Source organism: Christiangramia flava JLT2011 (genome assembly GCF_001951155.1).
In the GTDB taxonomy this organism is placed as follows: domain Bacteria; phylum Bacteroidota; class Bacteroidia; order Flavobacteriales; family Flavobacteriaceae; genus Christiangramia; species Christiangramia flava.
On record NZ_CP016359.1, the window covers coordinates 2,996,087 to 3,010,071 of the forward strand.

11 protein-coding genes and 1 tRNA gene are annotated in these 13,985 nt (G+C 34.5%); 4 read left to right on the forward strand and 8 right to left on the reverse strand.

From position 1 onward, the window contains the following. Positions 1-4: 4 nt before the first annotated feature. The 4 genes from GRFL_RS13185 to GRFL_RS13200 form a co-directional block, all read right to left on the reverse strand. Positions 5-1,432, reverse strand: a complete 1,428-nt coding sequence (locus tag GRFL_RS13185) for an MBOAT family O-acyltransferase (protein WP_083645069.1) — start codon at positions 1,430-1,432, stop codon at positions 5-7. 100 nt (positions 1,433-1,532) lie between these two features. Next, positions 1,533-2,393 carry a hypothetical protein gene (locus GRFL_RS13190; protein ID WP_083645070.1) on the reverse strand — a complete coding sequence of 287 codons (861 nt, stop codon included), beginning with the start codon at positions 2,391-2,393 and terminating at the stop codon, positions 1,533-1,535. Positions 2,394-2,627: 234 nt separating this feature from the next. After that, positions 2,628-3,098, reverse strand: coding sequence for a c-type cytochrome (locus GRFL_RS13195; protein WP_083645071.1), 471 nt, complete (start codon positions 3,096-3,098; stop codon positions 2,628-2,630). Then, the gene (locus GRFL_RS13200) at positions 3,098-4,276 is read right to left on the reverse strand and encodes a PQQ-dependent sugar dehydrogenase (RefSeq protein ID WP_083645072.1); all 1,179 of its coding nucleotides are present in this window, start codon (positions 4,274-4,276) and stop codon (positions 3,098-3,100) included. Before GRFL_RS13200 ends, GRFL_RS13195 begins: the two co-directional genes overlap by 1 nt. Positions 4,277-4,384: 108 nt before the next feature. Between GRFL_RS13200 and GRFL_RS13205 the strand changes: the two genes are divergently transcribed. The 4 genes from GRFL_RS13205 (at position 4,385) to GRFL_RS13225 (ending at position 9,970) form a co-directional block, all read left to right on the forward strand. Next, a tRNA-Pro gene (locus GRFL_RS13205) sits at positions 4,385-4,462 on the forward strand. Positions 4,463-4,674: 212 nt separating this feature from the next. Then, complete coding sequence (locus GRFL_RS13210; protein ID WP_083645073.1) at positions 4,675-5,880, forward strand: site-specific integrase; 1,206 nt, start codon at positions 4,675-4,677, stop codon at positions 5,878-5,880. Positions 5,881-8,162: 2,282 nt separating this feature from the next. Then, positions 8,163-9,428, forward strand: a complete 1,266-nt coding sequence (locus tag GRFL_RS13220; RefSeq protein WP_083645075.1) for a site-specific integrase — start codon at positions 8,163-8,165, stop codon at positions 9,426-9,428. A gap of 20 nt (positions 9,429-9,448) precedes the next feature. After that, complete coding sequence (locus tag GRFL_RS13225; RefSeq protein WP_083645076.1) at positions 9,449-9,970, forward strand: ORF6N domain-containing protein; 522 nt, start codon at positions 9,449-9,451, stop codon at positions 9,968-9,970. A gap of 80 nt (positions 9,971-10,050) precedes the next feature. Here the strand turns inward: GRFL_RS13225 and GRFL_RS13230 are convergent, their stop codons facing one another. From GRFL_RS13230 to GRFL_RS13245, 4 genes are all read right to left on the reverse strand, one after another. Next, a complete protein-coding gene (locus GRFL_RS13230) occupies positions 10,051-11,502 on the reverse strand; it encodes a hypothetical protein (protein WP_083645077.1) in 1,452 nt (483 codons plus the stop codon). An 82-nt stretch (positions 11,503-11,584) separates the two neighbouring features. Beyond that, positions 11,585-12,385: a DUF4138 domain-containing protein gene (locus GRFL_RS13235; protein ID WP_083645078.1), complete on the reverse strand. Its 801-nt coding sequence runs from the start codon at positions 12,383-12,385 to the stop codon at positions 11,585-11,587. Positions 12,386-12,397: 12 nt separating this feature from the next. Beyond that, positions 12,398-13,372 (reverse strand): conjugative transposon protein TraM, encoded by a 975-nt coding sequence (traM, locus tag GRFL_RS13240; protein WP_083645079.1) that lies wholly within the window; start codon positions 13,370-13,372, stop codon positions 12,398-12,400. Further along, the gene (locus GRFL_RS13245) at positions 13,353-13,979 is read right to left on the reverse strand and encodes a conjugal transfer protein TraK (RefSeq protein ID WP_083645080.1); all 627 of its coding nucleotides are present in this window, start codon (positions 13,977-13,979) and stop codon (positions 13,353-13,355) included. The genes traM and GRFL_RS13245 overlap by 20 nt, the downstream gene beginning before the upstream one ends. Positions 13,980-13,985: the final 6 nt, after the last annotated feature.

The following is a 13,985-nucleotide window of genomic DNA, read 5'->3' on the forward strand; positions in this document are numbered from 1 at the left end:
TCATCTAAAACTGAAAATAGATAAATGATTCTTGAGGCCCACCATATCTAAGAATCATAAAAATTAATAAATAATAAATACTCCATCTGAAAATTCGAGAGGTTCTATTTTCTAATGCCTCTAAGGGATACTTTAAATTTTTTGTAAAAAATTCAATAATTATTAAAGGAATTATAAACAGTGACTTTAATCCAATTATGGTTTCGAAGTTAGGATCGGGTATAAAAGAGAATAGGCGTTTAAGAATGAAGAAACTCGTTTCAATATCACTTGCTCGAAAAAATGCACTGGAAATTACTAATAAGAAAAAGCAAAAAAGTATAAATAAAGAATCAATAAAAAAGAAATGCCATTTAAGCTTAAATTTCTTTTTAGTGGGAAGTGAAATATATCTATAAACTATCATAAAAATTCCATGAAATAGTCCAAAGAAAATAAAAGTCCAATTTGCCCCATGCCATAAACCAATTAAAAAAAAGGTAAGTAATGTAACTGCGGAAATTGATTTCTCGCTTCTATTCGTTTTTTTTGCTAATGGTAAGAATATATAGTCTCGAAACCATGTGCTGACAGTTATATTCCATTTTCTCCAGAATTCAGGTATAGAATGTGAGAAATGAGGGGTCCTGAAATTTACACTTAATTTAAAACCTAAAAGCCTGGCACTACCAATGGCAATATCAGCATAACCTGAAAAATCACAATAAATCTGAAAATAGAATAGAGTAAGTCCATAAAAAATTTCGGTGCTTTGATAGGAACTTGGAGTATCAAAAATTGTATTAACCGCAATTGCAATATTATCTGCAATTACCATTTTTTTAAACAAACCCCATAAGATCTGTCTTAATCCTTCTCTTAAATTTTCATATGAAAATCGGCGATTTTTTAGAAATTGAGGAAGCAGTGAGCTAGCTCTTTCAATAGGCCCAGCAACGAGTTGAGGAAAAAAGCTTACAAAACATAGAAACTCAATTAAGTTATCAGTTGGTTTGATTTTGCCTTTGTAAACATCAATAGAATAACTCAAAGTTTGAAAGGTATAAAAACTAAGTCCAACTGGTATAATTATACTCACCAACTGAAAATGGTATCCATCTTTTAAAGAAAAAAGACCGGAAAATGAGTTTACGAAAAAATTAAAATATTTGAATACAAATAGAATTCCTAAGTTCCAAAAAAGTGAAAAAAGGATAAACAATTTCTTCTTTTCTTTATTATCGGCTTTGAATATCTTTTGAGCGGCATAGAAATCTACTATTGAACTAAAAAACAATAAGCCTAAAAACCGGAAGTCCCATAACCCATAAAAGAAATAGCTAGCAATTAAAAGAAATAGATTTTGTTTTTTTCTTCCAAATTTGCTTAAGGCCCAATATGTAATAAATACTAGAGGAAGGAAGTATAAATAATTAAAAGAATTAAACAGCAAGACTGTGCAATTTTCACAAAGATACTAGCAATATTTTTAAACAAAAAGCTCGGAAAAAATTTTTCCGAGCTTTCTTTTCCTTAAATAAAGTCTTTAAATTTTATGGACAATTATTACCTTCCCCAGTTGGTCCATTAGTTTTAAAGCTTAATTCAGCGTCTAGATTATTAAAGTATGAATCGTATAGAATATTACCTTCAATTCGAGAACAAGAGCTAACGGCATCAGCAGAATAATAAGTATGAGATCCATTAATATAAAAAGGACCACTTCCACCTTGACCTTCACCAATAACATCACATGTAGTAAGACCAAAAGCTGTTTCACAACCGCTCTGAGCACCAGTGCCTAAATAAACTTTAGAGCCTAAAGTAAATTGGAAATCCCAGTTTGATTCAGGAGAACCTACACCATCACGAAGAACAGCATTAAAAGTTTGTGTTTTCCCAACGCCCAAATCTGGATGAGTTCCACAATCAATACAAGAATACGTTCCTGTTCTAGGACTCACTGCCGATTTAGAGGTTTCTTTGAAGATAATCACATCTCCCTTTTTCTCCATATAGGTAATATTAGAAACCACTGGATTACTACCATCATCATTAACATCGAAATCAAATTCGAAAGAATCGCTTTCAAAATGTAAATTGTTGATCTGATTTTTAGCAGCCTTAGAATTTGAACGAAAAGATTTCATATCTCCTTCAGGAAAAACAAACATTACAAGTGGATTGTTTTTGCTATCCATCTCGATGCGAATTGTAGCCTGGTTTTGACCATCCAAAGTAGTGAAAACTCCTTCATAAATTCCTAAATTAGAATTGTCAAACATGCCTGCCGCAACCTGTTCGTCTAGGTTCATTGCATTTTGTTCGTCTACATTCATATCGCTTACTTCACTATCCTGAGAACAGGAAAAAAGAAGCAACGACAAGCTCATTAAAGTAAATAATTTTTTCATAGGTGAAATGATTAAGTTGCTTTTTAGCGTTTTAAATTAAATTCGGTGCAATATAGAATAAATTTGAATAAACAAATATGCACCTTTTCATATTAAAAATATTTTAACTTAACATGTTAAAACTCTTAATTTGCCTACTAATATATGCTTTATAACGGATTAGACTATTAAAAATTTCTAAAATCTGGCTGTTTCAGTTAAAACATTAATTTTTAGAGGGATACTGTTAATCGATTATTCTGGCTGTATCTTGCTAACTTCTTCCTCAGTAACCATATCGGTGATCTTATTGCTCCAGCTGTTCATGGCGTAATTCAAAGCATCTGCAACTTCCTGGTCACTAAGTCCCATTGGAGTCATCACATTATCGTATATTTCACCGTTTACCTCAATTTCTCCCTGAAGTCCATATTTGACCCCGCGAATGCTTTCCTCTCTTTTTTCAGTAAGCCAGTTTGAACCATCTAATGGTGGATAGGTGCCTGGGATTCCTTTTCCTGTTGGTAAATGGCAGGTCACACAGAGATCGCTGTAAACTTCTTTACCTCTTTTAATGCTGGCCGCCAGTTCAGGATCAACCTGATTCTTAGCTTCAGTTTTTGCCGGAATAGTGTAAGATTCCTCTTCACTCGATGCTTCCTCTTTCTTGTCAGATTTACAGGAGATGAGCCCGATTAAACCAAGGAGCAAAATTGTTCTTTTCATTAATTGTTATTTTTGAGTTTGAATATTCCTTTTCCTTCTACCGCAACATAGATATTTCCATCCGGTCCCTGCTTCACATTGCGTACCCTGCCAATATCTTCCAGTAGTTTTTCCCGTTTTTCGATTTTTTTTCCGTCTAGTCTTAATAATTCCAAATATTGAAATTTAAGGCTTCCGACTAAAAGGTTTCCTTTGAGATCAGGAAATTCTTCCGAAGTTACAAATTCAAAGCCGCTTGGGGCGATGGAAGGTAGCCAGTAGAAGATTGGATCTTCCATTCCTGGCCGGGTACGTTCTTCTGTTATTGGGGTGCCATCGTAATTTTCACCGTAAGTAAGAACTGGCCAGCCGTAATTTGCCGCTTTTTTAATGACGTTGATCTCATCTCCGCCTTGTGGGCCGTGCTCATGAACCCATATTTCACCGGTTTCCGGATTCATAATCATTCCCTGCGGATTTCGATGTCCGTAGGAAAAAATAGCTTTTTTGGCGCTGTCATCATTTATGAACGGATTGTCCTGCGGAATGGATCCATCATCATTCAAACGATAAATTTTGCCATTATCCCTCGTAATATCCTGCGGATTCACATCTCTTTCACCTCGTTCCCCGGCACTGAAATAAAGAAATCCTTCTTTATCAAAAGCAATCCTGGAACCAAAATGTTGTCCTTTCGTAGTATTTGGGCTCGCTTTATAGAGGACTTCCTGCCCGGTAAGTTTTCCGTTGTTCAATTTTGCGCGCATAAGGGCCGTATTTCCACCGTCACCTTCACCTTCTTTGGAAGAATAGGTGAGGTAGATCCAGCCATTTTCGGCATAATCCGGATGCAGTTCTATATCAAGCAATCCACCCTGTCCGCGATCATAAACTTCCGGAGCACCCTGTATGCTGGTTTTTTTACCATCTTTAAACAGAATGATCTCCCCTTTTTTCTCAGTGATTAGCATGCTCCCATCAGGAAGAAAGGCCATTCCCCAGGGAATATCCAAACCGTCCACCACGATTTCTGCGGAATAATCACTATTGCTTTCTGCCGGAATAGGATCTGGAACCGGTGTGGAAGTGGTATCTGCCGTATTCTGCTCTTCCGAAACCTGTGCGGAAGCGTCAGTCTTTACCTGGTCGTTACAGGATAAGAGTGTGATGGCAGATAATGCGAGTAAAGTTCTTTTCATAGATCAGAGCAATTTTTAAAATTCTGAAGAAACTAAGATATAAAAAAATCAATCTTTTTATTGCCGTGGCCGAATAATTATTATATTTGCCGCCCGATAATTCGGTATCGGGGTGTAGCGTAGCCCGGTTATCGCGCCTGCTTTGGGAGCAGGAGGCCGCAGGTTCGAATCCTGCCACCCCGACCAAGACCATAATTAAATGGCATCAAAACCTTGTTAATCGTATGATTTTCAAGGTTTTGCTGTTTTAGGGCATTCATAGAATTTGGTGTTAAATCATTTAAAATGAGTCCGATTCGGTGACCTATTCGGTGACCTCAAATTGTAGGGTAATCTGCCCGAAGTATTGATTTGACTTTCGTTTTCACGCATTTTGTTTAACCTTGAAAACGAATCTTATGAGAAATTCGGTGACCTTTGGGATAGTCTTTCTTCCCAAAACCAGTAAATCCAAAAATGGACAGGCTCCTCTTTATGCAAGAATTACCCTTAATGGAGAGCGAGTAGAACTTAGTTTGCAACGCAGGATCTCCCTGAATCTCTGGGATGAGCGCAAAAGCAGATTGAAAGGTAGTAGTATGGAAAGCCAACAGGTAAACCGATCTTTAGATCGTACCTATAACCAGCTTTATGAATGCTTCCGCCAATTACACGATTCGAACCTATTAATATCTGCCCAAGGAATTAAAGCCAGATATTTAGGTAAAGATGACTCTTTTAAAAAGCTATCGGAATTATTAAACTATCATACTGAGAATATGAAAGATGTTCTGAAGTATGGAACGATGAAGAATTATTATACGACAGAGCGGTATCTATATAAGTTTCTAAAAACACATTTTAAGACCGATGATATTTTTTTGAAACAAATCAATTACCAGTTCATTACAGATTTCGAGCATTTCCTTCGAAACTATAAGCCCAAAAGGAACCGAAAATCTTTAACGAATAACGGTACTATGAAACACCTGGAGCGGTTGAAGAAACTGCTTAACCTGGCTCAAAAACTGGAATGGGTAGATAAAGATCCCTTTGCTAAATTTCAATTGAAGTTTAAAAAGTCAGAACGAGACTTTTTAAACGAAGAAGAACTGCAAAAGTTAATAGAACATCGATTCGATAGAATTTCTCATCAGCAAACAAGAGATGTTTTTGTCTTCTCTTGTTATACTGGTTTATCTTGGATAGATGTAAAAAATCTAAAGCCAGAAAATATTGTAATTGGGATAGATGGACGGAAATGGATTTTTACTGCAAGGGAAAAAACAGAGCAACCGGTGAAGATTCCAATTCTTCCTAAAGCGATGGAGATCATTGAGAAATACCAACAACAATCGGATTGCTCAGGATTTGCTTTACCAGTATATTCTAATCAGAAAACGAATAAGTATTTAAAAGAGATAGCTATTAATCTTAAAATAAATAAGAAGCTAACTTTTCATGTTGCCAGGCATACCTTCGCAACCACAAATACTCTTTCTAAAGGAATACCAATAGAGTCAGTTTCAAAACTATTAGGACATTCAAAACTTTCAACTACTCAAATTTATGCTCGGGTTTTGGAGAGTAAATTAAGTACCGATATGGAAAAACTGATGAATTAAATCTTATTTCGAAAATAGAGCTATTTTGAAAGTAAATAGTTTCCTCTTAAAAAATTTCCTGATTTGAATTACATTTCTCTTACAGAAAATAAAGAAGTAAAATTAGGATAATCAGCGCTAGAACTAGAATTATTAGATAGGATCTATTTAAATTTTTTTTATACTCTTTGTAGATTTTATCAAACTCCTCATCCTTTTTCGCTAAATTTTTCACTTTCAATAATTTTAATCTTGAGGTATTATCCTCGCTGTTAATATTTTAAAGGGGATGAAAGATAAAATAATAAAATTAATTCCCCAGGGTATCAGGCATATACTCATTGAAATCGTTTGATTTACAAACCACATATAATGGTAACAAGCTAGCTGCAAATTCTTGATCAGAAGCCATTTACTTTTTTTATCTGGTGCAGCTATCTTTTGTATTTGTGTTTGATTTGATAAGTTTCGAAGCTGGTGATCCATTTACTTCTTTTAGAGCTGTATGCATTACCTTTTGATGTGTTTTCATAATCAGAATTTGAAATTAGATACGGTATTATAAAAAGCAAGGCGGCTTTATGCAGACCGCTAATTTCAAATTCTGTAATTGTAAATCAAAAGGTAAGGCTCGGAAAGTAAATTTTCGCGAAATCAAATCGCTTCTCACAGTAGAGAGTTAGTAATGAAAACGAATCAAGCGGACGCTAGTCAAAAATCAATTTTTGGCTTGGGTTCAAGATAATTTGAGCGCGCCTCTTTAATCGTTTGGAGTATAGCGGAAAATGGTTAAAGTGGTAAGCAACCAAGGCTTAATTTTCATTTTTTAGTAAAAAACATATCATTTTTACTGGGCTGAGAGCATTTTTTACTAAAACTTCTTCTCAAAATTTTCAGTAATTCTATAATTTAAAATCAAATGGTGTCAATTCGAGTCAAATTAAGGAGGGAATAATCCATAACATCGCGCAGCGTGTTATCCTCTTGCTATTCCCCCTTAATTTGCTTCGAAAAGCGGTTTGGATTTTAATATTTGTAATATCCTTTTTTTTCAAGGAAAAATATTATGCCAAATGAAATAAGAGATAATCCCAAAAAAAGGAAGAAGGAATATATATACTGACCGAAATTGAAATAATCGATTAAAACAAAAAGATCTATCACTGATATCGCTAGAATTAATGCTAGACAAAAAGTGAGGGAGTATAATCCAAATAATTTTATGCTTTTCATATTATATAATTTTAACAGCGTGTCGCGATTCCTGCATGCGCGACCAAACAACATGCTGTACTTATTCCACAAGAATCATAAGATGCTAGTTAATCCATTGCTCTTGTACATCCCGGATGTACAAATTATCTACCGCTTTAGACATATAGACACCTAAGTGAGATTTATAAAGTTCCAATAATTTCCCATCAATACCGTTGAATATTTGGAGTATTTCAAAATTTTTCTGATTTCCAATACTTAATTTAAAAAAAATTCTGGATAAACCTTCTGGAGCCAGTTGATTTTTGGATTTATGGAAAAAATATTCAAGGAAAGAATCCATTTATAATAAGTAAAAGCACCTATGCCATAGGCCCTGATTCAAATGTTATATGTTTGGATCCAAATTTGCATCTTCCCGAGGCAATACAAGCATGGTTTAAGAATAAAAACGAATTTGTTTTCCACTTCAACCAGTTTTGCAGGATTAATAACTTATATTTTCAATTCACTATTAATGGAGATAATATAATCACAATCATGGAAGAAACAACTAATCATATGAACGAATATTAAAAGCTCGTTTAAATAGAAACTACTGTCATTTACTGAAATAGGTTTACTTAAATTTAAACAACTTAGTCACCTATCAGATCGAACAATAAAATCAAGACTGCCGAAAAAATTGGTATATTTATAAAGCGTGATTTGGATTAATACAGATCAATAAAATTTGAAATTTTGAGTCCAATTCGGTGACCTTTCAAAGCTTAAAATTTGAAAATCCACTGATAGCAAGGCATATAGAGATAGGTGCGCGTTCTGCCACCCCGACTAATTATAGTATCAATCTATAATAAAAACCTGTTAATCGTATGATTTACAGGTTTTTCTGTTTTTAAGAATATCATAAGAATTGATATGTTTTGATTAAAAACGTCAACAAATCGGATAACAAATTAAAATTTCAAAAAGTGTTGACCAGATTTATGACCAAAGGGCTGTTAATCAATAAATAAATGTATCTTTATAAGTGATTTGACTTTCGTCTGATAACAACGAATTATTGTTAACTAAAAGACGAAATAATGAAAACATCTTCCACCTTCAGTATTTTGTTCTGGGCAGACTTCTCCAGGGCAAAAAATGACCAAGCATCAATTTACGCAAGAATTACGGTAAATGGTAAACGGGCTACCATCAGTTTAAAACGAAAAGTTTTAGTGTCTGATTGGGATGTCCATAAAAACAGAGCTCGGGGAACAAGCCAAAAATCAAGAATCCTTAATAGCTATTTGGATGAAACTTACAATCATCTGTTTAAATGTTATCGCGATTTAATGAATGAGCATAAATTGATTACCGCACAGGTAGTTAAGGCTCGATACTTCGGTAATGACGAAAATAATCGCTCCATTACAGATATTATCAATTACCATAATGAAGATATGGTAAACAAATTAAAGTGGGGAACACAAAAAAATTATTACACTACACAGAGTTATATCTCCAAATTTTTATCGAAATCCTATAAGACCACAGACCTTTATTTACGGGAACTTGATTATCACTTTATCATAAAGTTTGAGAAATATCTCCGGGACTACATACCAGAAGACCATCAAAAGCCAATGGGCAACAATACCGTAATGAAGCATATCGAGCGTTTTAGAAAGATGATAAATTTATCATTTAAATTGGGTTGGATTCAACGAGACCCGTTTATCAATTTCAAATCTAAATTCATTAAAAACGAAAGGGGCTTTTTAAATCTCGAAGAGCTTCAAGAGATAGAAAATAAACAATTTAGCATTCCGAGATTGGAATTGGTAAAGGATTTATTTGTTTTTAGTTGCTATACCAGTTTAAGTTATATCGATGTCATCCATTTAACTACGGATAATATCTGTATTGGAATTGATGGTGAACTTTGGATTTATTACAAACGAGAAAAGACGACAAAGCCCATACGAATACCTTTGTTGCCAAAGGCGATGCAAATTGTTGAAAAATACAAGAGCAATCGTAAATCAATATCACAAGGAAGTATATTTCCTAAAATCTCAAATCAAAAACTAAATTCTTATTTAAAGGAAATTGCCGATGTCTGCGGTATTAAAAAGAACCTCACTTTCCACATTGCTCGACATACATTTGCTACAACGGTTACATTAAGTAATGGGATGCCCATTGAGACAGTTTCAAAACTATTGGGTCACTCCCGAATATCTACAACCCAAATTTATGCCAAGGTTATTGAACGTAAAGTGAGTGATGATATGCAAAAATTAAGGGCCCAATTCAATGAGATAGAAAATGAATCTATCTCAAAAGTAGCATCTCAAAATTCATAATACCCTTAAATAAAAATACAATGGAACTATCAACAATAAAAACTAAAATTCATAACATTCAGGGAAACAAAGTAATTCTTGATTTTGACCTCGCCGAACTTTATGAAGTAGAAACCAGAGTGCTAAAACAAGCCGTTAGGCGTAACCTAAAACGCTTTCCAGATGATTTTATGTTTCAGCTTTCAAAGGAAGTGTGGAAAGAGGTTATCACAAATTGTGATAAGCTTCCAGAGAATATCAAATTTAGCCCGACTACTCCTTTTGCCTTCACTGAACAAGGTGTGGCAATGCTTTCCAGCGTACTTAACAGCGACAAGGCGATTGACGTAAACATATCCATTATGAGAGCTTTTGTAGCTTTACGGGAACATCTTACGGATTATGGGAATCTAAAGGTGCGTATTGCCCAACTCGAAAAGGAGATGGACTTAAAATTTAAGGATATTCACGAAGCATTAAACTATCTTCTTCAAAAGGACAAAGTACAGACTGGACAACAAAACAGAAGTCGAATTGGATATAAGACGGGTAGGGAAAAATAAACCCACAAACTGAATATTTTATTATAAGCCTACCTATTTTTTGTGATTGGTGTGACGACTGTAGTTGTTAATCAATGGCTTTATTTAAGCAAGGTCTTTAAGTTTTCAAAACTTGTCTTAATAGTTTTGTCATTCATAAGTCTTGAAGGATTTCCTTTAAAATCTTCTATTTTTTGAATTAGGTCATTTACTGGTGGTGATGTAATACTAGGCTTAACTATATTCAATAGTTCTTTGAATTTTCGCTGGCACAAACTGAACTGTAGTCGACTTGAAATCTTTGTGTCACTAAATGAGAGCGCTGCTATGTTTGCTTGATGAGCGTCTAAATTTGATAAAATATCCTCGTAAATAGTATTCGCACCTGTAGCAACTCCATTTCCATTTGTTAAAAAAACTTCAACGATTGCCATAACAAATCTTTTATTAATAGCTTTTGGTACTTTCAAGGGTTCTCCTACTATTCTTTTAAGTTGTCTAGCGAAAGATGGTTCATTATAGAAATTATTGAAATTTCTATGTGCACTTAGTAAATTTTCAATAGCTGTCTCTATTTCAATTGCTCTTAAGTCATCTGGAATATAGCTTTCTGCATCAACCACTTGCAAAAACTGACGTGCAAGTTTTTTTTCAGTCTGACTATTGCTTGCTACAAAATTCGCATATTTAAGTCCAAATGTCTGTTTGTTGTCTTCATCAACCCGCCCCCAAATAAAAGGTAATAGCTTATTTATGTTCTGATGGGTTTGACTATCTGTATCAGGTTTTACATAAATTCCAAAAAAACCCGAAGCTAGATTGTCAATTTGTTCTTGTGTTAATTCTGTTGTGAATACTGAAATTTCTTGAGCATCTTTGTCAGAAATACTCGTATTTTTAACACCAACTAGCAGTTGTTTAATCTGAATTGTAATGTCTGAAATAGGTAGGGTAATTACTTCTTTGACACAAGTTTCCAACCAAGAAACTAACTGTAGACCTGTAATTTCATTTTGATTGGGGTGAGCTGCACTTGCCCAATTTCGCATATAGTTAATATATTCCAAATGTTTAAATCCTAAATCAGAGATTAAGCCAATTTCTTTTGCTCCCTTTATTAAGTCATAATCGTCAACCTTGGTTAGGTCACTTTCATCTTTTAGCTTTTTTCTTCTATCTACATTTGTTACAGCATTATCGTAGAAGTATTCTATATCATATTGAATGACTCTTTTACGAATTTGTAAAATTGTCTCATCCCATAAATAATTCAATGCAGCATCAAAAAGTCCTGAAGCAACTCCCGCGATAAATTTAGAGAGATAGATAGACTTCTCCTTTTCAGCATATCCCACCTGGTCTAAAACGGTGTCAACGTTTTTAAAAACATTTGTTCTTTCTGGAATACCCACAAATATTCCTTCTGTTGGTAAATTATGTGTTGCAAGAAAATTTTGAAGTCCGTTTTCAAAGTCTCTTAATTGTACGTCATAAGAAACGGTTTTTATTTCCGTACTTACTTTTACTATTTCGGGTTTGTTTTCTTCTTTCATATCTTTTTAGCTCGTGTCTAATTTGTTACATCTGTAACAAAGATACTTTTTTCATCACAAAAAAATGAGGTGATAACACCTCTTAAATTTTAGTTTCCAAAACTACCTTCCTGCTCCCTTTCAATTCCTGCAACTCCAGCATCAACTTTTCATTATTGCCTAAAACAACCTTTGGAATTACATAAACAAAGCGTTGGCTTTTGCTATCTGTAATGGAATATGGCATTTTGTGTTTGTAAATCACTTCTTGTTGCAATCTTTGATAAGAGGATTTTCGTTTGTTGTTTCCATTGGTTATATATACGTTGAGATAGTCTATTTCAAAATCGATTCCAGATTTGTTTTTGACCTCGATAACTAAGTATACTTCTGAAGCATCGTATGCCATTTTTTGTAGTTGTAGCTTAATCCCTTTTTTTCGTTTTGTTTCTATATGCTCGAAGTTGGTCTTTAAAAGGTATTCGCTGAGTTTTTGAAAATGCGTTATCCTATTGGCGTATTCGTTCAATGGTTTAACTTCTTGCTTCTCCTTAATCTTTTTCGGAAGCTCACTACCAATGCTTTCATTTTCATTGATAAAATAATTCAGTTCTGGAAGTTTTTCAGAATACTTCAGAATATAGGAATACACCTTGCCGTCACTTGTGACGGTCAATAGATTGCTTTCAGTGCCTGGCTTTGCCTGTAACAAACCAAAATACTGCTCTTTTTCCCGATTGTAAGTAAATACAAAATGGGATGCTCCGGTAATGCCCTGTCGTATTGGGTCGGGAAAAAATAGGGCAACGTTCTTCTTATCGTTGGCGTAAATGGTGTCAAGTGGTTTTTGTGCTTGTATTGATATTGAACAAATTAGCAGCAGTAATGTGATGTATGTTTTCATAGTGATATATATTTAATTGCCCATTAGAGGTTTTCCTTGGTATTTGGTTTTGGGAAGTCTTAGGATAAGCTTATAGTTATCGGTAATCGTAATCTTTACATTTCTGCGATTACGTTGGAATATTCTTTTGAACCCGCTTATTTGCGGTACTCCCGTAATATTAATGTCGTCTACCATATCTCCAACGATTTCATTGGTAACTTCAGCTCTAAAACTGTTTTCAATATAAATGCCTTCGCTACCATCCTGAAAATCATAGGCTTTCAATTTTACTGGTTGATGATTGATATTCTCAATGTCTATGATTGTACGATTGGGTTTAAAATTGACAAATCCATAAACAGGCGTATTCTTGGAATAGCGTTGTCCATAAATGTTAGCATCTTTTATCAACCGCATTTGTAATCGATAATTGGTTTTCACGGTCTGTGTGCCATCTACCCGTACATAGATGAAATCATCGATATTTTTTGAATTCAAATCATCATTTTCAATGGGATGCGAGGCAAAAAAAAGTTGATGCTCCAAAGCACGTTCTTTGGCTTCAATATTCGTTTCTTTTTCTTCAATAGCATCCGTTGTGTCTTTTTCCTTCTCATCAGGGGGTTTTGGTGGGTAGTATCTTGGATTGATATTTTCAAACGTTCTATCTGAATATCGAATCTGCCCTTGTTGGTAAATGCTATCTACCATCTGCATTTTTTTCTTGTCCAATAAATCAGGGTCATATACGCCTGTGGAATCCAACAGCCGTTCATCATAAATACTTGGTGCGTTGGTTTCCCTAACTTCCTTTAAGTCGTTTAGGGCATCCAATTTGGAATCGTATTCCTTTTGGTCGTCTTCCAGTTCCGGTACAGGAATCTGGTTGTTCTCAATGGTCGGTTTTTCGTCCTCGTCCAATACAAGCATTGCATAGCCACCTATAAAAAGCAGGATGCATACCAACACGATGGCAAAGACTATTTTATTTTTTTCTACTTTCATAATTTTCTAATTTTTGTAATGTGCTTTCAAAAAAGTTGGTAATTAGCAGTCCGTGGGTATTGTTTGGAAAGTTTCTATCTACGTGAATCAAATTTCCAGTAGTGGTCAACTCATAAGTATCTGTGATAGTACCTCTATTGATTTCAAAAATGGTTTTCGTTTCAAACTTGTAGGGTTCGTTTTGAATATCAACTTTTGATTCGATATTCAATACCTTTTGAACCAACGAATACTGCAACAAACGGTTATAGACTCCATCGGCCTTTTTCTGTCGATACAGAGCATCTACAGAACTATTGCCCAACCACAAGGCTTTCTCCAAGTTCTTTTCGTAATTGCTGGCATCAATGTTATAGAAATAGGTGTGAAACAACTCCAATTGTGCCAAGACTTCTACTTTTAAATTTTCTTGTTGAGATACCAGCTTCAAGGGAATAACACTTCCGTCCGAATTGACTACAAAAGCATTATTAACCGTTTCTTTATGCAGCTTTATGACCATCAATACAGAAATAATGCACGTTAGCACAGCTCCAATAACGACGGTCAATACTATAAAGCGATTGAGCTTTAAGATGTTGTAAATATTCTTATATGGTGTTTTCATTTTTTT